This is a genomic window from Mycobacterium sp. SMC-4 (assembly GCF_025263265.1).
GTDB lineage: Bacteria > Actinomycetota > Actinomycetes > Mycobacteriales > Mycobacteriaceae > Mycobacterium.
Window position 1 is genome coordinate 23,988 of record NZ_CP079871.1, and the last position, 22,600, is coordinate 46,587.

At 61.1% G+C, this 22,600-nt stretch carries 18 protein-coding genes and 7 pseudogenes; 15 read left to right on the forward strand and 10 right to left on the reverse strand.

Going from position 1 to position 22,600, the window contains the following annotated elements:
* Positions 1-75 precede the first annotated feature (75 nt).
* From KXD98_RS27470 to KXD98_RS27480, 3 genes are read right to left on the reverse strand one after another with little or no spacing between them, the layout of a single operon-like run.
* Entirely contained in the window at positions 76-546 is a 471-nt protein-coding gene (locus KXD98_RS27470; RefSeq protein ID WP_047040856.1) for a hypothetical protein, read from the reverse strand.
* Positions 547-570: 24 nt separating this feature from the next.
* Positions 571-786: an IclR family transcriptional regulator C-terminal domain-containing protein gene (locus tag KXD98_RS27475; protein ID WP_074414912.1), complete on the reverse strand. Its 216-nt coding sequence runs from the start codon at positions 784-786 to the stop codon at positions 571-573.
* A gap of 20 nt (positions 787-806) precedes the next feature.
* A complete protein-coding gene (locus KXD98_RS27480) occupies positions 807-2,120 on the reverse strand; it encodes an IS256 family transposase (RefSeq protein WP_019344575.1) in 1,314 nt (437 codons plus the stop codon).
* Between the two features lie 277 nt (positions 2,121-2,397).
* Here KXD98_RS27480 and KXD98_RS28635 point away from each other — a divergent pair, with 277 nt between their 5' ends.
* Positions 2,398-2,673: a restriction endonuclease subunit S gene (locus KXD98_RS28635; RefSeq protein ID WP_396883462.1), complete on the forward strand. Its 276-nt coding sequence runs from the start codon at positions 2,398-2,400 to the stop codon at positions 2,671-2,673.
* 437 nt (positions 2,674-3,110) lie between these two features.
* On the opposite strand, the gene KXD98_RS27485 is transcribed toward KXD98_RS28635, so the two are convergent.
* Positions 3,111-3,875, reverse strand: a complete 765-nt coding sequence (locus KXD98_RS27485) for an IS6-like element IS6100 family transposase (RefSeq protein WP_001389365.1) — start codon at positions 3,873-3,875, stop codon at positions 3,111-3,113.
* A 391-nt stretch (positions 3,876-4,266) separates the two neighbouring features.
* On the opposite strand from KXD98_RS27485, the gene KXD98_RS27490 reads away from it, so the two are divergent.
* The 10 genes from KXD98_RS27490 (at position 4,267) to KXD98_RS27535 (ending at position 14,643) form a co-directional block, all read left to right on the forward strand.
* Positions 4,267-5,133, forward strand: coding sequence for an ABC transporter permease (locus KXD98_RS27490; protein ID WP_064895169.1), 867 nt, complete (start codon positions 4,267-4,269; stop codon positions 5,131-5,133).
* 3 nt (positions 5,134-5,136) lie between these two features.
* Positions 5,137-5,997: an ABC transporter permease gene (locus tag KXD98_RS27495; protein ID WP_064895167.1), complete on the forward strand. Its 861-nt coding sequence runs from the start codon at positions 5,137-5,139 to the stop codon at positions 5,995-5,997.
* 145 nt (positions 5,998-6,142) lie between these two features.
* Positions 6,143-7,537: an MlaD family protein gene (locus tag KXD98_RS27500; protein ID WP_234788453.1), complete on the forward strand. Its 1,395-nt coding sequence runs from the start codon at positions 6,143-6,145 to the stop codon at positions 7,535-7,537.
* A 4-nt stretch (positions 7,538-7,541) separates the two neighbouring features.
* Positions 7,542-8,585: an MCE family protein gene (locus tag KXD98_RS27505; RefSeq protein WP_064895165.1), complete on the forward strand. Its 1,044-nt coding sequence runs from the start codon at positions 7,542-7,544 to the stop codon at positions 8,583-8,585.
* Positions 8,586-8,592: 7 nt separating this feature from the next.
* Positions 8,593-9,639 carry an MCE family protein gene (locus KXD98_RS27510; RefSeq protein WP_064895163.1) on the forward strand — a complete coding sequence of 349 codons (1,047 nt, stop codon included), beginning with the start codon at positions 8,593-8,595 and terminating at the stop codon, positions 9,637-9,639.
* On the forward strand, positions 9,636-10,739 hold the full coding sequence (locus KXD98_RS27515; RefSeq protein ID WP_064895162.1) for an MCE family protein: 1,104 nt from the start codon (positions 9,636-9,638) through the stop codon (positions 10,737-10,739). The genes KXD98_RS27510 and KXD98_RS27515 overlap by 4 nt, the downstream gene beginning before the upstream one ends.
* Positions 10,736-11,857 (forward strand): MCE family protein, encoded by a 1,122-nt coding sequence (locus KXD98_RS27520; RefSeq protein ID WP_064895159.1) that lies wholly within the window; start codon positions 10,736-10,738, stop codon positions 11,855-11,857. Before KXD98_RS27515 ends, KXD98_RS27520 begins: the two co-directional genes overlap by 4 nt.
* The gene (locus KXD98_RS27525) at positions 11,854-13,128 is read left to right on the forward strand and encodes an MlaD family protein (RefSeq protein WP_081281629.1); all 1,275 of its coding nucleotides are present in this window, start codon (positions 11,854-11,856) and stop codon (positions 13,126-13,128) included. Before KXD98_RS27520 ends, KXD98_RS27525 begins: the two co-directional genes overlap by 4 nt.
* A 17-nt stretch (positions 13,129-13,145) precedes the next feature.
* Positions 13,146-13,844: a hypothetical protein gene (locus KXD98_RS27530; protein ID WP_064895156.1), complete on the forward strand. Its 699-nt coding sequence runs from the start codon at positions 13,146-13,148 to the stop codon at positions 13,842-13,844.
* A gap of 4 nt (positions 13,845-13,848) precedes the next feature.
* Positions 13,849-14,643, forward strand: a complete 795-nt coding sequence (locus KXD98_RS27535) for an RsiV family protein (RefSeq protein WP_064895154.1) — start codon at positions 13,849-13,851, stop codon at positions 14,641-14,643.
* A 123-nt stretch (positions 14,644-14,766) separates the two neighbouring features.
* Here the strand turns inward: KXD98_RS27535 and KXD98_RS27540 are convergent.
* Positions 14,767-14,928: pseudogene (locus tag KXD98_RS27540) on the reverse strand (IS1634 family transposase); the annotation flags it as partial.
* Positions 14,929-15,063: 135 nt separating this feature from the next.
* Here KXD98_RS27540 and KXD98_RS27545 point away from each other — a divergent pair.
* The 4 genes and pseudogenes from KXD98_RS27545 to istB all read left to right on the forward strand — a co-directional run.
* Positions 15,064-15,486, forward strand: a pseudogene (locus KXD98_RS27545) (IS21 family transposase); the annotation flags it as partial.
* A 138-nt stretch (positions 15,487-15,624) separates the two neighbouring features.
* Positions 15,625-16,944 carry an IS256 family transposase gene (locus tag KXD98_RS27550; RefSeq protein ID WP_064961518.1) on the forward strand — a complete coding sequence of 440 codons (1,320 nt, stop codon included), beginning with the start codon at positions 15,625-15,627 and terminating at the stop codon, positions 16,942-16,944.
* 29 nt (positions 16,945-16,973) lie between these two features.
* Positions 16,974-17,954, forward strand: a pseudogene (locus tag KXD98_RS27555) (Mu transposase domain-containing protein); the annotation flags it as partial.
* Positions 17,951-18,802 (forward strand): IS21-like element helper ATPase IstB, encoded by an 852-nt coding sequence (gene istB, locus KXD98_RS27560; protein ID WP_064899591.1) that lies wholly within the window; start codon positions 17,951-17,953, stop codon positions 18,800-18,802. The pseudogene KXD98_RS27555 and the gene istB, both read left to right, overlap by 4 nt.
* 62 nt (positions 18,803-18,864) lie before the next feature.
* Here istB and KXD98_RS27565 read toward each other — a convergent pair.
* From KXD98_RS27565 to KXD98_RS27585, 5 genes and pseudogenes are all read right to left on the reverse strand, one after another.
* A pseudogene (locus tag KXD98_RS27565) lies at positions 18,865-19,119 on the reverse strand (IS1634 family transposase); the annotation flags it as partial.
* Positions 19,120-19,165: 46 nt separating this feature from the next.
* Positions 19,166-19,621 (reverse strand): annotated as a pseudogene (locus tag KXD98_RS27570) (transposase); the annotation flags it as partial.
* Between the two features lie 15 nt (positions 19,622-19,636).
* On the reverse strand, positions 19,637-20,953 hold the full coding sequence (locus KXD98_RS27575) for an IS256 family transposase (RefSeq protein ID WP_064917742.1): 1,317 nt from the start codon (positions 20,951-20,953) through the stop codon (positions 19,637-19,639).
* Between the two features lie 135 nt (positions 20,954-21,088).
* Positions 21,089-21,904 (reverse strand): annotated as a pseudogene (locus KXD98_RS27580) (IS256-like element IS1601 family transposase); the annotation flags it as partial.
* A gap of 130 nt (positions 21,905-22,034) precedes the next feature.
* A pseudogene (locus KXD98_RS27585) lies at positions 22,035-22,559 on the reverse strand (IS1634 family transposase); the annotation flags it as partial.
* Positions 22,560-22,600: the final 41 nt, after the last annotated feature.

The window sequence follows — 22,600 nt, forward strand, 5'->3', positions numbered from 1 at the left end:
CTGATCTGCACCCGTGTTGTCGGCCCACGGGTTGTGCGAGTAAAGCGCAAAGTGATCACGATGCGGTCACATGCGTTATTCGTCGAACCCTTCATCTGGGATAGCAAACGCCGCCCTGGCGTTGTCGTTGAGATTTGCAAATCCATCGATAACCACCCGGGCCACGCGGGTCTCATGGTCGACAATGCGGATCAGCCACGTGTGAAAGGCCGCACCGGTGAATTCTTCGCTGACCGGCGAAGGAGCTCTCCAGCGACGGAAGAAGAACTCGAGTCGTGTCGTCAGCTCGATGACATCCTCCTGCACCGGAACGTAGGAAAGTACTTGACGCAGTTCGAGGCGTTCGTCGAAAATCCCGTCCCGCTGCGTGAGATACAACCGCAGACCATTGAGTCCCTTCCATTGGTGGCCGCCGCGAAAGCCGATTTCGAAGTCGTCTGTGAGGACGGTTGCGAACATTTGCTCGGCCGGCGAGTGGCGCTGTTCTAAGCGCAGGTAGTCATCGATCGTCGAAACGAACGCCGGCAGGTCGGGGGTACTCGACACAGAACATCTCCTTTGCCAATGTAGTTAGACCAGCTTAGTAGCAAGCTCTGCGGCAGCTTCGCCGATGATGCCAGCTACTTTGCGGACATGTGATGGCCGTAACCGATAGCTCGGCGCTGATGCATTTAGTGCCAGCCTCACGTCGGGACCTCTTGCAGGTATGGCGACAGCAACGGATGCGACACCTTCTTCGCTTTCCTCCCTACTGGTCGCGAAACCGCTCTTTCGAGAAATAGTCAAATCCTGTGGATCGAGGGTCGTCAGGCGACCTCGGACACTGGGGTGTCGGGCGATGGTTCCGGGGTGATGTCGACCGGACGTTCGAGGAGCTTGCCCTGGTGGAACACTGCGCCGGCCCGCACCAACGCCACCAGGTGTGGTGCGTTGACCGCCCGCCACCGCGACTGCGCTGCTTCGATCAGCTTGTAGGCCATCGCCATGCCCGCCGCCCGTGATCCCGGGCCCTTGGTCACCCTGGTCCGAAGCCGAACCGTCGCGAAGGTCGATTCGATCGGGTTCGTGGTGCGTAGATGCACCCAGTGCTCGGCGGGATACCGGAAGTACTCGAGCAGCACGTCGGCGTCATCGACGATTTTCTTCACCGCTTTCGGGTACTTCGCGCTGTAGTCACGTTCGAACGCTGCGATCGCCAACTGCGCCTTGTCGATGTCCTCGGCCCCGATGATCTCCTTCATCGCCGCCAACGCACCCGGATGCGCCGATTTCGGGAGTGCAGCAAGAACGTTGGCTTGTTTGTGGAACCAGCAGCGTTGTTCGCGGGTGGCGGGGAACACCTCCCGCAGTGCCCGCCAGAATCCCAAAGCTCCGTCCCCGACCGCGAGCGCCGGCGCGCGCATCCCGCGGCGGCGGCAATCCCGCAGCAGGTCCGCCCAGGACTCGGTGGACTCTCGGTAGCCGTCGGCCAGGGCGACGAGTTCCTTGCGGCCGTCCGCCCGCACCCCGAGCATCACCAACAGGCAGAGCTTTTCCTGCTCGAGCCGGACTTTCAGGTGGATGCCGTCGACCCACAGGTACACGTAGTCGACCTGCGAGAGGTCCCTGGTGCCGAAGGCCTTCGCCTCGTCCTGCCACTGGGCCGTGAGCCGGGTGATCGAGGATGCGGACAGTCCGGCGCCGGTGCCGAGGAACTGTTCGAGCGCCGGCCCGAAGTCACTGGTTGACAGGCCGTGCAGGTACAGCAGCGGCAGCACCTCCGATACCTGCTCGGACTTGCGAGCCCAGGCGGGCAGGATCGCCGAGGAGAACCGCTTGCGCTCGCCGGTATCGGGGTCGATCCGCTTGTCGTTCACGCGGGGCGCCTTCACCGCCACCGCACCCGCCGAGGTCACGACCTCACGTTCGGCGTGGTATCCGTTGCGGACCACCAGTCGGTGGCCGTGTTCGTCGACCTCACCGGCATACCGGGCTACATAGTCGGCGACCTCGGCCTGCAACGCCGCGGCCAGCATCTGCCGGGCACCGTCGCGGACGATCTGGTCGAGCAACGACCGGCCCGCACCGGCCGCATTGCGGGTCTCGTTGGAGTCGTCGTTGTTGTCTACTACCGTGAGCACGGGCGTGCCTTCCCGCCAGCGCGCCAACGCTGGTCTTGATCAGAATTCGGATTCCTTGCAGATCATCTTCCGGGAAGGCACGCCCGCCCGGGATCCACAGGTTCTGATCATTGCTCGATTCAGGCTCGCCGCAGGCGACGTTCTAGTCGCGCGCTCCGGAGCGACGGTCGGAGTCTCAGCCGTAGTCCGGGAACTGCCGCGAGCGGCTGTGTTTGCTTCGTATCTAATCCGAATCGTTCCCGTTGAAGCATGGCTCTCGAAATGGTGGCCGATTCTAGTGGGGTCAGAGTTCTACTGGACTCAGGTAAGGAGTATCACGACCGGCTCAGCGCAGCCGAATATCAACAGTACGAACATGCGCGGCTGGTTGATCCCAATTCCTCCCCTGCAGGAACAGCACCGCATAGTTCAGCGCGTCGAGGAGTTATGGGGACTCTGCGCGGAGTTGGAGGTTTTGTATGCAACTCGTGCCGAAGTGCGAACCGCATTGGCATCCGCGACCCTACATCGGTTAGCAGGTGACGGTCGCGTACGTCGAAACACGCGACTTTGATTCGGCTGTGGTGCTGGTTGACGGCATGAGGACATTGCGATGCGCTCAGAGGAAGAGTGAATCGCCCTGGGTTTCCCGGAGGCCTCCACCATTTCCAGGGCGATTCATTCAAGGCAGACAAGGCGGCGGCGGCCCGGCTTTTGGATGCTTTGGATATCATGGGCATTGTCACTGTCTGAGTCGGCGTACTTGAGAATTTTCTGACAACCAAGAGTGCCCCCAAAGGTCCTGGGTGGTTGCCAATTGCTTTCGCCGAGAAAGCTCACAAGACCGCCGCTGCACGAGAACAGGCGCGCCGATTGCTGACGGCGGCGGGCTTTCCCTAGCGGGAATCTCACTGCGCGCTGCGTGAGCTTCGCCAAGGTCGGCTTGGCGGCGTAGCGGGCTCTGTTGCAAAGATTGGCGGCAGTCAGAGGTAGGCTGTCGCTCTGCGCCGATCAGGCGGCTGCTGCGAAATGGTGGTTGAGCATGCCCATGGCCTCCGTCAGCGCCGAGGGCCCAATGCCAAAAGCTCTCTCCACAAGGCGCACCTCGCCCCTGATGCCGGGCTGCAGGCACCAGGGGCGAGCCTGTCCTTTGCGCAGGGCTCGCATGACTTCGAATCCCTTGATCGTGGCATAGGCCGTGGGGATCGATTTGAAACCGCGCACCGGCTTGATCAGTATCTTGAGCTTTCCGTGATCGGCCTCGATCACGTTATTGAGATACTTCACCTGCCGGTGGGCCGTCTCCCGGTCCAGCTTTCCTTCGCGCTTCAATTCGGTGATCGCTGCACCATAGCTCGGCGCTTTGTCGGTATTGAGCGTGGCAGGCTTTTCCCAGTGCTTCAGGCCTCGCAGGGCCTTGCCCAGGAACCGCTTCGCTGCCTTGGCGCTGCGGGTCGGCGACAGGTAGAAATCGATCGTGTCGCCCCGCTTGTCGACTGCCCGGTACAGGTAGGTCCACTTGCCCCGCACCTTGACGTAGGTTTCATCCAGGCGCCAGCTCGGATCAAAGCCACGCCGCCAGAACCAGCGCAGCCGCTTCTCCATCTCCGGGGCGTAGCACTGGACCCAGCGATAGATCGTCGTATGGTCGACCGAAATGCCGCGTTCCGCCAGCATTTCCTCAAGGTCGCGATAGCTGATCGGATAGCGACAATACCAGCGCACCGCCCACAGGATCACATCACCCTGGAAATGGCGCCACTTGAAATCCGTCATCGTTCCGTCCGTCCAATCTCCGCCAAGCATGCTCAAGCTTCACGATTTTTGCAACAGAGCCCGGGACACTACGTTTCGAATGTAATTGTCACCGCTGAAGCCAAACTCTAGACCTTCCTTGGCATAGCCCGAATGTCGGCGCCACTCCGAGGTCGACAGCATTCACCCCCGCCGAGGCGGATCAAAGTCGCGGCGGTTCCAGCATGTAGATATTTGCCGTAACGCTTGCATGCCCAACAGCACCTGTGCATACTAACCGTACGCACGGTCGGTACTCGGGCAATTGGTCTCGCGGACGTCCCCGACGCGCAGGCATTGATGCCCCGCGTAGCAATCAGGAGGATCCAACAATGTTCACTTCCACCCCGTTTGGTCTACGCTGCGGCTTCCTATGACATTCTCCGAATCCGGCTCCGCGACAACGGGAACCCGCGATGCCATAGGCGAGGTTGCGGATGGGGCGCGCAGGTACATTGCGTCCCACCCGTTGATGTCGTTGGGGACATTGGGCGGACAGGCCGTACTAGCGGTGCGCACTGTTCAGTGCTTGTTCACCGATGCACTCGCTCGCCGCTTCCAGTTCCGAGAGTTCATACAGCAGGCCGCATTCATGGCCTCAACAGCCTTTGTCCCAACAATATTCGTGACGATTCCGATCGGTGTAACACTGGCGATCCAGTTCAGCTTGTTGGCAGGACAAGTGGGCGCAACGTCGCTGGCGGGAGCTGCCACAGGGCTCGCAGTCATCCGCCAAGGTGCGCCACTCGTTGCAGCTGTCTTGTTGGCAGCCGCGGTAGGTTCGGCAGTCTGCGCAGACCTGGGATCCCGAACGATGCGTGAAGAGATCGACGCGATGACGGTGATGGGAGTTTCGCCGATCCACCGCCTGGTAGTTCCGCGTTTTGCGGCTGTGATCATTGTGGGAATAGCACTGACTGGCTTAACCAGCTTTGTAGGCTTCCTCGCCGGCTACACATTCAACGTCTACATGCAAAACGGCACGCCGGGATCTTTTGTCGCGACGTTCTCCTCGTTCGCAACGATCGGCGACTTGCTGTTGGCGCTCGCCAAGGCAGTGGTCTTCGGCGCCATTGTGGCGATCGTGAGTTGCCACAAAGGCTTGAGCACTCGCGGTGGGCCCGCCGGAGTCGCCAACTCGGTGAACGCAGCAGTCGTCGAGTCGATACTGCTACTGATGACTGTCAACGTGGTCATGACCCAGCTGTATATCATCGTTTTCCCCAAAGCGAGTTTCTAGCCCATGACGGCACCCACCCGGTTCCGCCCGCCAGTGACGCAGATGGTGGCAAGCTCCGCGCTCGTCGCAGGACTGGTCGTGGCAAAAGCCGGCCACATCAGCTACTTCTTCCGCAACATCCTGTTATCGATCCCCCTTGTCGTGCGCCGCTATCGAAAAGAGTTCACGCGGGTACTGGTCGATATCAGCTGGGGCAACGGCTCGATTGTGGTTGGTGGCGGGACCATAGGCGTTGCGATCGTGTTGGGCGCCACAGCGGGCGCGCTGATCAGCGTGGAGGGATTCAACGCCTTGAATCTGCTTGGGCTGGGCCCAGCCACCGGGCTGATTTCCTCGTTTGTCGGTACCCGTGAGCTGGCGCCTGTGATGATTGGGTTGGCATTCGCGACCCAGGCAGGCTGTCGATTTACCGCACAATTAGGCGCAATGCGCATCAACGAGGAGATCGATGCCCTTGACACCCTTGGCGTCAACTCAGTTGCATACCTGGTAACAACCCGAGTGGCCGCGGCTGTCACAGCCGCCGTTCCGCTGTTTCTCGTATGTCTTGCGGCGGCGTACGTTTCGGCTGAAATGGTTGCGGCGGCGGTAAGCGACCACTCTGTCGGTACCTATATGCACTACTTCAGTCTGGGTGCAAGCGGACGTGACGTCTTCTTTGCCGTGGTCAAGGCCGTGGTGTTTGTCTTCGCAGCATCCACGATGCAGTGCTACTACGGCTACTACGCGAGCGGTGGCCCAGCCGGCGTCGGTGTCGCCGCCGGGAGGGCGATGCGCGCCAGCATCACTGTCGTGATCATCGTGAACATGCTTCTCACTATGGCGCTTTGGAGCGTCGACTCTGGCGCCAGGTTCGGAGGGTAGCGTGACAAATTCCTTCGACACTGACTCCCGCGGCCCATCCAATCGGCGTCTGTTCGTCGCGGGAGTTTGCTTTCTCACCGTCATCGGTAGCGTCATCGCGTTGTGTCTCATGAAGTCTCAAGGAAGGCTCGACAACATAGTTCGTGTGACCGCTGAGCTGATGAACGTGGGCGACGGTCTTCCTGCGAAGTCAGATGTCAAGTTTCGAGGCGTACTTGTAGGCGAAGTTAGCGACGTCGAGCTTTCCGGCGTAGGACGACCGTACATTGTTCGAATCAACCTCAAACCCAATCATGCATCCAGCATCCCCGACACGGTCACGGCGCGAGTTGTTCCGTCCAACGTCTTCGCGGTTTCGTCGGTGCAATTGGTCTCGAACGGGCTGGACCTGTCTCCGCTGCGCTCTGGCTCAGTGATACGCGAGGATCACACCCTACCCACGGTTTTGTTCCAGTCTTTGTTAACCAAAGTTCGCGAATTACTCAAGTCAGTGAGCCGAGATGACAACGACAACACCATCGGTGTGCTCGCAGCTCTCAGCGGCGCGGCCGAAAGCCGCGGCAGTAGCATCCGTGCGGCGGGCAGCGACCTCCACCACATTGTTACGCAGCTGAATAATGTTGTCGGCGATAACAATGACCCCACCACCATATCGGCACTCGCGACTGCGGCCAATGCGCTACGACAAGCTGAGCCAGTTCTGAGCGACGCTCTCGACGAGGCGATCGCACCCATGCGTGCACTGACCGAAACGCGATCTCAGTTGACTAACTTGATCTCGGCAGGCACCAATACGACTACAACACTTGGTGAGGCGTTCGATAACCACACCGACCGTCTTATTGCCATTACCACCCAGTTGACCCCTGTTATCGGCACGCTCGCCGACAACTCCGATGAATTCACACCGATCGCAACCAGGATGACGAGAATGGCCGAACGCGTCGAGGCCAATTACGACACCGAAAGACACAACTACGTCATCAAGGCAATCGTCAGTCTGGCGCCTTTCCGACAATACGTCCGCGCTGATTGCCCCCGTTACGGAGAACTCGAGGGGCCAAGTTGTCAAACAGCGCCAGAGGTACCGACTGCGCCCGATCTGTTGCCGGCATTAGGATCAATGGGAATCCCACCACCGAATGGGATCACGGAGAATCGACCGAATCTTGCTCCACCGCGTGATTCGGTTCGGCACGCCGGCGACGTACCTGGCGGGATTCCTCCGAGCGCTCACCCCACCCCTGGCCCGCCAATCTCAGATCCCGGCAGTTCGCTCGCGCCCACGGAAGCATCGGCCCCAGAAACAGTGATTACGACTCCTTCTGATAAGCCCGAGGAGGCCTCGTCCGAAACGTTCGGGCTGCCACAGAATTACGAACAGGAGTACGGAGGGAGTGTCGGCCCGGTCGGCAGCGTCGCCGAGAACTCCCAGTTGAGCCAAGTAGTAGGCCGCGAGGCCGATTCGGCAGTTCAACTTCTACTCGGACCGGTGTTGCGGGGCGCGGCGGTACACATCACTCCGGACACAGGAAGGTAGAAGATTGAGCATCCGAAAGTCATCGATCGGTCTTGTCATCTTTCTGGTTTTGTGCATATCGGCCACGTGGCTCGTATCTGTGACGTTGCTGCGCCAGGTCAGCGGGCCAGTCGCTACCTATTCGGCGATATTCACGAATGTCGCCGGCCTACATCCTGGAGATGACGTTCGAGTCGCGGGTGTACGCGTCGGCCGTGTAGATGAAATCTCACTGGAGAAAGATGCCCTGGCAAAAGTAACGTTCCGCGTCCAGCGGGAGCAAACCCTTTACACCGACACCGTTGCATCCGTCACCTACCAAAATATCGTCGGACAGCGTTATATGGGCCTGTCTCCTGGCCAGGACATTAGTCGGCGCATCCTCGGTGATCACGGTCAGATACCCGTCGAGCAAACCGAGCCATCATTTGACATTACTCACCTATTGCGTGGATTTGAACCGCTCTTCGCACTGCTCGATCCGAGTCAAGTAGAAAATCTCACCAACGGAATTATTCAAGCTTTGCAAGGGGATAGTGGCTCGGTCCTTGCATTGATCACGCAGACATCCGCTCTGGCTGAGCTGTTCGCTGGCCCCGATCAGCTCCTGGGCGAGGTCATCGCCAATCTGAATAACACGATGACCATGCTGGCGAACCAAAACGCCAATCTTCAATCGATCATCACCCATACCCGCGAGTTGATGGTAGGGCTGGGGAACCGGCGCGCAGATTTGGCTGCAGCGGTCGGTTCTATCGCCACAACTGTGAACAGACTTGGGGCGATATCGGCCAGCATACAGCCAGACCTCAGCGCAATGATGACACGAGAGCCCGGCCTCTCCGCACACCTCACCGCCGACGCTCGTGAGCGGTTCTCATACTTCGGCGCAAATTTGCCAGCCATGCTTAAAGGTGTCGCTCGCTCTATGCAATCCGGTGCCTACGTCGACGTGTATGCGTGCGACATGAATATAACGATCTTCGATTTCCTCGGTCGGCTCGTCCCTCGAATCGTGCGAGCTGCGACCCCCGGCAACACCATCAAGAACACCCCGATCTGCAGGTAGGTCCAGAATGATCATCAGACGAGCACTCGGGCGCCTAAGCCTCACGCGCCCCATTGAGGACTACAACAAGATTGCCATCGGCACGGTCGCACTGGTCGTCATGGTTGCGGTAGTGGGCGCAGTTGCCTTAACGGGCGCATTGAATCTCGGCAAGACGATATATCGTGCCGAATTCGCTCAAGCAGCCTCTGTACGCGAGGACGACCCGGTAACCATCGCCGGTATCTCCGTCGGCCATGTCGATGCCCTCACGTTGGCCGGCGATCGGGTTGAGATGAGATTGTCGATCGACAAGGGCGTCTACCTGGGCAGCGATACGAAGGCGGCTATCAAACTCACTACCCTACTGGGGTCCCGCTACATCGAGTTGACTCCCGGCCGTTCGGGCAGCCTCCAAGGCCACACGATCCCTCTCTCCAATACGTCGGCGCCTTATGACCTACAGACTGCCTTAGCCGATGCCACAACGACGTTCGATCAGGTTGATGCCGATCAAATCGCCAACTCATTGACCACTGTGTCGCGCAGCCTTGACGGTCTTCCTCAAGCGTTGCCTGACGCACTGCGGAATCTGAAGTCGCTGTCCCGCATCATCTCCGATCGGCGGGGTCAGATTGGCACACTACTCTCCAGCACCGACAAGCTCGCCGCAACAATCAGGGACCAGAAAGCCAACCTGGGGATGCTCGTCCTGCAAGGTCGAGACCTGATCGGCGAGATCACGACTCGTCGCGCGGCCATTGAACGACTGTTCGAAGGCACGACTGCCTTGGCGCACACGTTATCCCGAATCCTGACGGACGAGCACGCTCTCAACGAAATGCTAGACAGTGTGCGCGACTTCACGCGAATGATCGCCGAGCATGACGCGCTGTTCCGCAATACACTGCAGGCCCTCCCGATCGCCATGCGTAACATCGCCAACGCTACGGGGAGTGGCACCGGAATCGATGGAACATTTTCATCCGGCCCACTCATCGACTCATGGATGTGCGCAATCAGCGGCCGTGCCGAACAATTCGGATTGGTCGAGTATTTCGAGGATTGCGCATGAGTAGAAGGACATTGGTCTGGCTCACTGCCGTGATTGCCGCCGCCCTCGCCGTTGCCACGACTTTGATAACCAACCGCGCTGGCACCCAACCAATCACGGTGACTGCTCATTTCGAGGACGCGATCGGGCTTTACGAAGGCAACACCGTTGCTGTGCTAGGTATGCAGGTCGGACATGTTGACCGCATCACGACGAAGGGTGATTCCGTCGAAGTCACGCTCGTGCTCGACGACGGGGTCGACATACCCGCTGATGTTCAGGCAGTCACTGTGTCCACGTCGATTCTCACAGACCGACATGTTGAACTTACGCCCCCCTATCGCGGAGGTCCGAAGCTAGGCGACGGAGACGTCATCGGCCTCGGGCGTACCCGTACTCCCGTGGAATTCGACAGGACACTTGCCATGATCGACCGGCTAGCAGTCGCCCTCCGCGGAAACGGCGAGGGCTCTGGGCCGTTGGCCGATCTGGTGAATGTCGGCGCGCAGATCGCGACGGACAACGGTGAGGATCTCAAGAGCACGCTGAGCGAACTGTCATCAGCCCTACGGCTCGAGACCGATCACGGGGCCCGCACCAAAGAGAACATTAATACGATTGCCACCAGCCTCGACATACTCACGCAATCCGCCGCAGAGAACGAGCAGACGATCCGAGAGTTCGGATCAAACGTGCACCAGCTCAGCGACATCCTGGCCGACGAAAGCCTAGGCACTGGCACGACGGGCTCCAAGATCAACCAAATTCTGATGCAAGTTGCATCGGTGCTGGAATCCAGACGTGACGGACTGAAGACGACTGCCGCCGACTCAAGGGCCATCACCCAAGCACTGGTCGACTACCAACGTGAGGTCGCAGAGTTCTTCAACCTCGCGCCAATGACACTCGACAACGTCTGGAATGCCATCGACGTCGACAATGGCGCCGTCCGACTGCACGCCCTCGCCGACAAGATTCTCTTCGACAGCCAGCTCAGCAAAGAAATGTGTAATCTCATCGGCCTCAAACAGCTCGGCTGCGCCACAGGCACACTCCGCGACTACGGACCCGATTTCGGCCTCACCGGAATGCTGGAACTCATGGCGGGAGTGGAGAAATGACGTCTCTGCTGGGCACCCACGTAACTCGCCGCTATCGCAACGTACTGTCTATCGGGCTGATCGCGGTCTTGTCCGGTTGTTCGTCCGGACTAGAAAGCCTCCCGCTGAGTTCTCCTTCAGTAGGTGGCGAGACCTACACGTTGACTGCGGTTTTCACTAATGCACTAAACTTGCCGGCTCATGCGAAGGTGAAGGTCGGTGGCGCTGACATCGGCGTGGTTGAGAAGATTCAAGCCAAGGAGTTCACCGCACAGATAACTATGCGCATACGTGAGGACGTCTCGATCTACGACGGCGCAACCGTTGAGCTTAGGTCGGCCACGCCCCTCGGCGATCTCTTCGTCGCAGTCCAGCCTCATCCGGACCAACAGTCGGCTAGCACACCGTTGGCCGACGGAGACGTCATTCCCTTGGCTGCAACATCGGCTGGTGCCACCGTCGAGGAGTTGCTCAGTTCAGCTGCTGTGCTTGTCAATGGCGGGGTGATCCGCAGCTTAACCCACATCCTCAACGGCGCCGGCTCGGCCGTCGGGGACAGTGGAACGAAGATCGCCGACCTGCTCCATCAGTCGAACAGATTGATTGCACAACTCAACGCACGCTCAGATGAGATCACAGAGGCCCTGCACCGCACATCCGAACTGGCGTCTAGCTTGTCCGCACGTCAGCACACGATCAATGCTGCGCTCGCAGCTGCAGATCCAGCGATCGCAGTGATCTCCGATAACCGCGATCAGATCGTGACTTTGATCGGTTCTGTTGCCCGCACTACGCGGCAACTATCGCGATTTCCGTCGTTACAAGGCACTGATTCCCGCAGCCTCATTGCCGACTTGAATAGGCTGAGTGACGCATTCAACGACGCAAGCATCGACCCCAACACGTCGCTGACGACCATCAATCGAATCGTCCCAAGGCTTCTCAAGTTGACCTCCGGCGCCAACCTCCATGCCGCAGGGGACGTAGAACAGATCGCACTTGGCGCTCTACCAGATATGAACTATCCAGGTGATCCGATGACGCACGGTCCGGACGGCACCGACTGGCATGCGATGATCGGTAGTTTGCGGTATCAATGGAATCTCTTGCTGAATAGAATTTACGGGCCTCAGCGATGAGCGTGCCGAATATCTTCCAGCGATGCGCCGGTGCCGCCGTCGACTCAGTGCAAGCCATACGCGCCCGTCGTACAGCGGTCGCTCTTGCGGGCCTGTTCCTCACTCTCACTGCTGCATTCGGCTACATATCGTTGGGTACGTTCGGATACAATCCGGTCCGCGCGACAGTTGGTCTGCGCATTCAGCTGTCAGAGTCAGGCGGGCTCCTCGCCAGTCAAGATGTGACACTGCGAGGCGTCCAGATTGGCAAAGTCCTTGCTGTACAAGTCGATGGCGATGGAGTGGTAGCCGAGATCGAGATCGACCCAGACCTCCAGATTCCCAAGGACGCGGCGTTCCGGGTCTCCGGCCTTTCTCCCGCCGGCGAGCAGTACCTAGACATCCGGCCCGCAAACGGTACCGGGCCGTTCCTTCGTGACGGCGACACGGTCAGCGCAACTCAGACTGACATCCCCGTGCAGTTTCATCGTCTGGTGACAGACGCTGAAGGCCTTCTTGCACAGCTTGATCCAGCGAAGCTCTCAGCAATGACGAAGGAGATGGGCGTAGGGGCGGCAGGACCGGAGAAGCTTTCGGCCATCTTCGATGGCGGAATTTTCCTCATTTCGACACTGGATTCTGTCCTCCCAGAAACCGTTCGGGTCATTCGCAATAGCCGTACGATTTTCACGATGGTGTCCGACGCCAATTCCGAGCTGCTCGAAACGGCGACGGACGTCCGTGAAATCGTAGCGGGAGCCAACCGGATGGAGGGGGGCTACCGTCAATTGGTCGGTACGGGAAGTCGGCCACTCACCGCTCTGGACGCTGTCATTGCGGACAACTCCGAAACCATGGTCCAGTTGCTCGGCAACCTGACCACCATCGCGCAGTTGTCCTATGTGAGGGTACCTGCGCTCAAAGCTCTGTTCCCGCCACTGGAGCAACGGGGTTCGGTGATCGATGCGGTAGCGTCGACTTTCCGCGATGGAGGAGTCTGGGAGATCGTCGACCCCTACCCACGCTATTCCTGCGACTACAACCTGCCGCGACGTCCCCCATCACAGGCGGACTTTCCCGAGCCGTACAGGTATACGTACTGCAATAATCCTGATCCCGCGGTACTTATTCGGGGCGCGCGCAATGCGCCGCGGCCTCCCGGCGACGACACTGATCGGCCACCGCCAGGCCACGATCCCCTCGCAACCACCGACCCAGCACCCGTGGGGCCCAACACTATCCCGACACCCTATGGGGGGCCGCCCAAGAACCTGGCGCCACCGCCGAAGTAAAACGCATAGGAGGCACGATGTTCAGCCGGACCAGAACCAAGGATGTGTTCGATCAGATCAACGGGAGCAACGACTGTGACGAGAATGAGCATAGTTCCGGCGACAAGGACGTCGATCAATCACCCGAGAACCACGATGCAGGTGAGGTGACAGGCGTTGATCCCACGGACGATCCCGATGATCAACACCAATCTGTCGACCTAGACGACCCTGCTACCGAGAGTCGGCTTGGTCGGGGTTCCCGGACGACCCTCATCGGCGCCGTGTTGCTAGTGGCGCTGCTCCTCGCAGTGGGCACGGCGGCTTTCTTTGGGTGGCAGGTCAAACGCCAACACGATCTAGTCGCGACGGGTCGTGAAGCACTCGCAGTTGCCAATGATTATGGGGTTACCCTGACGAGTATCGACAGCGCCAAGGTCGATGAGAACTACGCGAAGGTACTCCAGGGTGCAACTGGCGAGTTCAAGGATCTTTACACCCAGTCGGCTGCCCAACTTCGGCAGTTGCTTATCGACAACAAAGCTGTAAGCCACGGCGTGGTCGTGGATTCAGCGGTCAAGTCAGTCACCCCTGACAAGGTGGAAGTGCTCCTCTTCATAGATCAATCAATAAGCAATGCAGTCAACCCAGAGCCGCGGATCGACCGTAGCCGGGTTACGATCGTTCTCGAACGCATCGATAACCGCTGGCTCGCAAGTAAAGTGGATATCAAGTAGCGCAATGGGTACAACTGGCTTACGGATCGCGCTCGCTATTGCATGCGTCACTGCGGTTGCCGGCGCATCATCAGCTCACGCCGACACCCTGTGCAACGCGGTGTTCGGAGGCCAATGGGAAGCGCAGGACGACAACTGTACGACCTTCATTCGTTCGCAACGGGAAGCTGTCCTCGCTCTGAAAGTTGTGGTTCCACAAGACCTGGTCGGCCATCCGCACATGGGGCCACCAATCGTAGAGTATTTGCGTGATCGCGTCTTGTCCTGGCGCACAGCGGGTTCGAGCATGGTTCGTGCTAGCGATGTCTCAATAGACTACAGCGCGCACTCCCATCGAGCTCTGAGGTCCGTCGTATTTCGCGAGACTCAGCAGACCGTAGGCAACAACGCAAACAATGCTGTCAGGAGTTTCGTTTTTGACCTCGGCACCGGCAATCAACTATCGCTTGCCGACCTGTTCAAGCCCGGAATCGACCCGCTCACGGCCTTACCGCCCCTGGCCCGGCCGTTTCTCGAAGAATCGCTCGCCACGGCACGGCCGCCACACGTTGTCGGCGCATACCCTTTCATCGTCGACCGGTTCGAACCGCAGGTTGATGGCTCAGGCTACTCAGAGAATTACCGAGCATTTGCGTTGACATCGAGTGAACTGATTCTTTTCATGCCTGATCGACCGATGTCGCGCGAGAACCCGATGCCACACAACCAGTTGGTGTGGTCGATGGACGGCGGGGCCGTTCAAACCCATATCCCTCTCGAGGCACTCTCGTCGATCCTCCGCCAAGATTTGACGATCTGAATCTCGACGGAGGAAGTTTCGGCAGCGTGGCGTGGAGTTTTTCCCAGAGGCCTTCATACCGTCCTCGGGAAGGTGCGCCCACTTTCACGCCCCCATCCCGAGGCTCATCCACAGGTTCTGATCATTGCTCTGGAAGTGGGACTCTAAGTCTTTGGGCGCCTTGGTCACTCGGGAGCCGACGATGAACAACAGCCCCAGCTCATCGAGGGCTGTGAGGTTCGCCGCGGAGAGCATCCCGGCATCAGCAGCCACCACCAGCGGTGTGCCGGCGAGGCCGTGGCGTTGACGGCGCTCGCTGAAATTCCCCAGTAACGCTCATTGAAATTCCCCACCTGTGTGGCACCGCCAATGAGGGCGGGTCTCCCTTGATGCTGATGGTCTCTGACCACGCATCTGCTATCAAAGGAGACCCGCTTTCTCATGCTGACATGGGAGGAAGATGTGGAAGTACATGCCCTGCGCAAACGAGGCTGGACGATCTCGGCGATCGCCAGGCATACCAAGCGTGACCGCAAGACCGTCCGGGCGTATCTGAACGGCACCAGCACCCCTGGAGTGCGCAAACGCTCCGCGGTGGACGCGTTCGAGGTGTTCGTCGCTTACATCACCGCACGTTTGCTCGACGATCCGCACCTCTGGGTGCGCACGCTGTGCGATGAACTCGAAGAGCTCGGGTACACGATGTCGTATCAGACGGTGACCCGCCAGATCCGCGACCGCAAGCTGCGCCCGGTGTGCCAGGCCTGCCTGACCGCGACCGAGCGACCTAACGCCGTCATCGAACATCCGCCCGGTGAAGAGACACAATGGGATTGGCTGGATCTACCGAACCCACCGGCGGCGTCGGAGCAATGATCAGAACCTGTGGATGAGCCTCGGTGAGGGGGCGTGAAAGTGGGCGCACCTTCCCGAGGATGATCTGAATATCCGAAGGTCCGATCATGAGCCGGCGTTGGCGCGCTGGTTCGGGAAGGTACGCCCATGCTCACCGTAGTTCACGATGCCATCGAGGCCAACGAAAGCACTGGCGGTGCTGGTCGGTCGTTGTTGGACGAGATCGTCCGCGACGGCGCCCGTCAGATGCTGGCCGCCGCGTTGAAGGCTGAGGTCGCCGCCTACGTGGCCCAGTTCGCCGATCAGCTCGATGAGAAGGGGCATCGGCTGGTGGTCCGCAACGGCTATCACCAGGCCCGCGAGGTGCTGACGGCAGCCGGGGCAGTTGAGGTGAAAGCACCGCGAGTCAACGACAAACGCGTCGACCCCGACACCGGTGAGCGGAAACGGTTTTCCTCGGCGATCCTGCCGGCCTGGGCACGCAAGTCACCGCAGATGAGCGAAGTGCTGCCGCTGCTGTACCTGCACGGGCTGTCCACCAGCGACTTCACCCCCGCTCTGGAGCAGTTCCTGGGCTCGGGTGCCGGGCTCTCGGCCACCACGATCACCCGGCTGACCAGCCAGTGGCAGGACGAGGCCCGCGCGTTCGCCGCCCGGGACCTGTCGGGCACCGATTACGTCTACCTGTGGGTCGACGGCATCCACCTCAAGGTCCGCCTGGACCAGGAAAAGCTGTGTCTGCTGGTGATGCTCGGCGTGCGCGCGGACGGCCGCAAAGAGCTCGTGGCGATCACCGACGGCTACCGGGAATCGACCGAGTCGTGGGCTGATCTGCTGCGCGACTGTAAACGACGCGGCATGACCGCACCCGTGCTCGCCGTCGGCGATGGCGCACTCGGCTTCTGGAAAGCGGTACGCGAGGTGTTCCCGGCCACCAAAGAACAGCGGTGCTGGTTTCATAAGCAAGCCAATGTGCTTGCCGCCCTGCCGAAATCAGCGCACGCGTCGGCGTTGTCGGCGCTCAAGGAGATCTACAACGCCGAGGATATCGACAAGGCCCAGGTCGCGGTCAAGGCCTTCACGGTCGACTTCGGGGCCAAGTACCCCAAGGCGGTCGCCAAGATCACCGACGATCTGGACACCCTACTGGAGTTCTACCACTATCCCGCCGAGCACTGGATCCACCTACGCACGACAAATCCGATCGAAAGCACCTTTGCCACAGTACGTTTGAGAACCAAGGTCACCAAGGGGCCGGGATCACGTGCGGCTGGTCTGGCCATGGCCTACAAGCTCATCGACGCCGCCGCGGCCCGCTGGCGTGCCGTCAACGCACCACACCTGGTCGCCCTGGTCCGCGCCGGCGCGGTCTTCCACAAGGGCAAACTGCTCGAACGCCCCACCGAAATCACCCCACCGACACCGCCCTCAGACGGCGATCAGCAAGCCGGAACGGAGGTCGCCTGAAACACGCCGATCCACAGGTATTGACAATTCCTCCGGCGGCGTGGGGATGGGGGTCGATGGCGCACTTGTTCGTCGGCACCCTGGCGTGCTCGGGCAAGTGGCGCGGCGTGCTGGCCCCGGAGATGACCCAGCCCAGGGTCATCGAGGGCCTGGACCGGGTCTGCCGCGGCTTGGGCGGGGTGAGCCGGGTGTGGCGTTTTGATCGGATGGCCACGGTCTGTCACCCGGAGTCGGGGAAGGTGACGGCCAGCTTCGCCGGGGTGGCCAAGCATTACGGGGTGTCGGTCGCGATCTGCCCACCGCGGCGAGGCAACCGCAAAGGCGCGGTGGAGAAGTCCAATCACACTGCCGCCCAACGCTGGTGGCGGACACTGCCAGACGATGTGACTGTTGAGCAGGCGCAGGAAAGTCTCGACAAGTTCTGCCGGCTGCGCGGTGACACCCGGTTGCGGCCCACCGCCGACGGGAAAGCCACTGTGGCGACCGTGGCCGGCAGCGAGGGCTTGCATCCGATGCCGGCGCGAGCCTATCCGGCGATCATGTCCTGCGAGCGGGTGGTATCGCGGCAGGCGTTGATCTCCTATCGCGGCAACCGGTACTCGGTGCCCCCAGAGCTCGCCTCGGCGCGGGTGAACATCACCGAGGTCCTCGGCGCCGGCGTCATCGATGTGGTCACCGCTTCGGGGATCACCATCGCCCGGCACCGTCTGGCCGCCGATGGGACCGGGGCGATGGTGCGCGATCACGGCCACGTCTACGCCTTGGAGCAGGCCGCGATGGCGGGGGCGAAAACCGGACGGCCGCATCGCCGCAAGGAACGTATCCCACCAGGACCCGAGGCTCTTGCCGCGGCCGCGGTACTGCGTATCGACCGCGCAGACCCCACCACCACCATCAGCTCTGAGGCCCAATCACCTCCCAGCACAACACAGTCCGATACCGAACCTGCGGCTCTCTACGATCTTTCGGTTTACGAGCGCGCCGCCCACGGAAGGAACACCCTGTCATGACCACACGCACCACAACCGGATCTGGCGACCGTTTACCCCCTCCGAATACCGCGGAATCGGCGAGCCTATACCAACGTCTGCGTGGGCATCTGGCAGTGCTGAAACTGCACGATGCGGCCGAGGCGTTGCCCTCGGTGCTGGATCAGGCATCGGCAGAGGACCTGTCGATGACCGCCGCCCTGGACCGGCTGCTCTCGATCGAAGTGCAGGCCACCGAAGCGCGACGTCTGGCGGGTCGACTGCGCTTTGCCTGCCTGCCCACCCCTGCCTCGCTGGAGGATTTCGATTACGACGCCGCCGTCGGCGTTGATCGCAAGGTCATCGATGAGCTGGCCACCGGTCGCTACCTCGAGACCGCAACGAACGTGTTGCTGATCGGCCCGCCGGGGGTCGGCAAGACCCATCTGTCGGTCGGATTGGCAAGGGCTGCAGCGTATGCCGGGTATCGCACCTATTTCACCACTGCTGCCGACCTCGCTGCCCGGTGTCATCGCGCCGCGATCGAAGGTAGATGGGCGACCACGATGCGGTTCTACGCTGGTCCTACGTTGCTGGTGATTGACGAACTGGGCTATCTGCCGCTGCCCGGCGAGGCGGCAGCAGCGTTGTTTCAGGTCGTCTCCCAACGCTATATGAAAACGTCAATCGTGATGACCACCAATCGAGGCGTCGGATCATGGGGTGAGGTGCTCGGCGATAACACCGTCGCGGCAGCGATGCTCGATCGCCTCTTGCATCGTTCCGTCGTGCTCAACCTCGACGGTGATTCCTACCGCCTACGCGACCACAACGCCCGAGCAGAAAAACTGCGTAGAACGACCACCGGAACCCGACAACCGCTACAGTGAGGACCGCTCATAGGTGGGGATTTTCGCCGAGCACAACTGGGGAGTTTCCCTGAGCCTCGTCAGCGTTCGACGAAGCCGGCGATAATCGGCACCAGAGTGGTCGTCTCGGCGGTACTTCCCTCGAAACAACCGATCTCCAAAGGGAAACCACTGCGATCCACCAGCGGTCCGACCACAATTTGAGGGTCGACCCGCCGTTCTTTGCTGAACCCCACCTTGCGCAGCTCATCCTCCGATTCAGCCTCGATATACAAGGTCGTAACGTCATAGAGCAACAGGGACAGCCCACCGCAATCACGGGAGTAGTCAAAGCACTTCGGGTCAAGTCCCGGGAAGTGGTGTAGTGCTGCGTGATCCGGTGTGTTAAGCGGTGAGTGCGGGCATGTCGTCGGCTCCTATTTCGGGGTTGTCGTTGGTGATGGTGGTTAGGCGGCAGCGGGCCAGGATGTCGAGGCCGAGGTAGCGGCGGCCTTCGGCCCATTCATCGTTCTGTTCGGCCAAGACGGCGCCGACGAGGCGGACGATGGCGTCGCGGTTGGGGAAGATGCCGACCGCATCGGTGCGGCGGCGGATCTCTTTGTTGAGTCGTTCGGCGGGGTTGTTGGACCAGATCTGGGTCCAGATGTCTTTGGGGAATGCGGTGAAGGCAAGGATGTCTTCGCGTGCAGCGGCCAGGTGGTCGGCCACGGCGGGCAGTTTGTCGGTGACGTAGTCGATGAGCCGGTCGAACTGCGCGGCCACCGCGGGTGCGTCCGGTTGGTCATAGACGCTGTGCAGCATGGCTTTGACCGCTGGCCACATGGAGAAATTGTCAATACCTGTGGATCGGGTTGTTCAGGCGACCTCCGTTCCGGGTTGTTCGGCGCCGTCGGTGGGCGGCTGTGTTGGGGTGATCTCGGTGGGGCGTTCGAGCAGCTTTCCCTTGTGGAAGACCGCGCCGGCGCGGACCAAAGCGACCAGGTGTGGGGCGTTGACGGCGCGCCAGCGGGCCGCGGCGGCGTCGATGAGCTTGTAGGCCATAGCCAGTCCGGCCGCGCGTGATCCCGGGCCTTTGGTGACCTTGGTGCGCAAACGCACTGTGGCGAAGGTGCTTTCGATCGGATTCGTGGTGCGTAGGTGAATCCAATGTTCGGCCGGGTAGTGGTAGAACTCCAGCAGGGTGTCCAGATCGTCGGTGATCTTGGCGACCGCTTTAGGATACTTGGCCCCGAAGTCGACCTCGAAGGCTTTGACCGCGAGCTGGGCCTTGTCGATATCCTCGGCGTTGTAGATCTCCTTGATCGCCGCCAACGCCGACGGGTGCGCTGATTTCGGCAGCGCGGCAAGAACATTAGCCTGCTTATGAAACCAGCACCGCTGCTCTTTGGTGGCCGGGAACACCTCACGCACCGCGTTCCAGAACCCGAGTGCGCCATCGCCGACCGCGAGCACCGGGGCGGTCATGCCGCGTCGCTTGCAGTCGCGCAGCAGATCAGCCCACGACTCGGTCGATTCGCGGTAGCCGTCGGTGATCGCCACCAGTTCTTTGCGGCCGTCAGCGCGCACACCCAGCTTCACCAGCAAGCACAGCTTTTCCTGGTCCAGGCGGACCTTGAGGTGGATGCCGTCCACCCACAGGTAGACGTAATCGGTGCCCGACAGGTCCCGGGCGGCGAACGCGCGGGCCTCATCTTGCCACTGACTGGTCAGCCGGGTGATCGTGGTGGCCGACAACCCGGCACCCGAGCCCAGAAACTGCTCCAGGGCCGGCCCGAAATCACTGGTCGACAGCCCGTGCAGATACAAAAGCGGCAGCACCTCGCTCATCTGCGGTGACTTGCGCGCCCACGCCGGCAGGATCGCCGAGGAAAACCGTTTCCGCTCACCAGTGTCGGGGTCGACGCGTTTGTCGTTGACTCGTGGAGCTTTCACCTGCACCGCACCGGCTGCGGTCAACACCTCACGTGGCTGGTGGTAGCCGTTGCGCACCACCAGCCGGTGCCCGTTGTCGTCGAGCTGATCGGCGTACTGGGCCACATACGCGGCGACCTCGGCCTGCAACGCCGCGGCCAGCATTTGCCGGGCACCGTCGCGGACGATCTCGTCCAACAACGAGCGCCCAGAGGCCTCGTGGCCGTTGGCGTCCTCGGCGTCGTGAACTACGGTGAGCATGGGCGTACCTTCCCGAACCAGCGCGCCAACGCCGGCTCATGATCGGACCTACTGACTTTCAGATCATCCTCGGGAAGGTGCGCCCACTTTCACGCCCCCATCCCGAGGCTCATCCACAGGTTCTGATCATTGCTCCCACATGCTCTTGGGGCAGATGCTCATCAGGTTGGCCGCGTAGTGGGTGCGACACCGCTGCCAGGCTGCGCCGGGCAGGTTGGCCGCGATGGCCTCGCGTAGGCCGGCGTGGGCGTCGCTGGTGACCAGTCGTGCGCCGGCCAGTCCGCGGGCGACCAGGTCGGCGAAGAACTCGTTCCAGGCGGGGCCGGTCTCGCTGGTGACCACGCGCATGCCCAGGACTTCGCGGTGTCCGTCACCGTTGACGCCGGTGGCCAAAAGCACCACCGCGTTGACGACCCGGCCGCCTTCGCGGACCTTCATCGTCAACGCATCAGCGGCGACGAAGGTGAACGGGCCGGCAGAATCGAGTGGTCGGTGGCGGAACTGTTCGACGTGGTCGTCGAGGTCGGTGGCCATGCGGCTGACCTGCGATTTGCTCAGCGAATCGATGCCCAGCGTCTTGACCAGTTTGTCCATCCGCCGCGTGCTCACCCCGGCCAGGTAGCAGTCGGCGACCACGGTGATCAAGGCGGATTCGGCCCGCTTGCGTCGCTCCAGCAGCCAGTCGGGAAAGTAGGTTCCCTTGCGCAGCTTGGGAACCGCGACATCGATGGTCCCGACCCGGGTGTCCAGTCCGCGGTGGCGGTACCCGTTGCGCTGGGCACGGCGTCCCGGTGTGGGCTGGCCCCATTCAGCGCCCACCACGGCATCAGCATCCGCCGACAGCAGGGCGTTGATCACGGTCTGCAACAGCGAGCGCATCAGATCCGGTGACGCTTCTGACAGGGCCTCGCCAAGAAGGCCGGCAGGGTCGACAATGTGGGGTGCGGTCATCGTGATGCTCCTCGAGGATTCTGTGGAAGGTTGACTCGAAGGATCACGCGGTGGCCGCTTCACGTCCATCACCAACACGATGACGAACCCAGCAACCGCGCTACACCACTATGCGGGACTCAACTGCACTTTTCGCGGCGATCGCATCCCGATACCCACCCGGGCCGATCACGTCCAGATGGCGCTGGATGGTCCGATACGACACCGTCGTAGCGCCCAAGTCTTCGAGCACCCGGATCGAGTCGAGCTTGCTGGTCGGCTCCACGATCCGGGCGCTCACCAGATCCCGGAACACCGCGTCATCGACCACATCGAATCCGAGCCAGTCATACACGTGCCCGAGGACCTCACGCAGTAACCGCGAGGAGGTGCCCGTGATGTGACCCGGGCCGGCCGACGCCGGCGCCACGGTCTCATCGGCGGGCCGCCAGTCGGCGACCTCGCCGACACGGGCGACCTTGCGGGCTACCTCCAGATCCAGACCCTGTTGATCACCATCGGCGATCCGGCGGGCCTGCTCCAGCAGAACCCCCAGCTCAACGTCGGTATGGGCGGACCCCAGATGAGCCAGGATCTCGTGTTTGCCCTGGTTCTTGCGGGCCACCTGCACCGCCACCGCACCGGAGGAAGTGCGCACCTTCCGCACGTACGCCACCGCCCGAACCTACCCCGTTAGTGCCCCTAGTGCCCCAAATC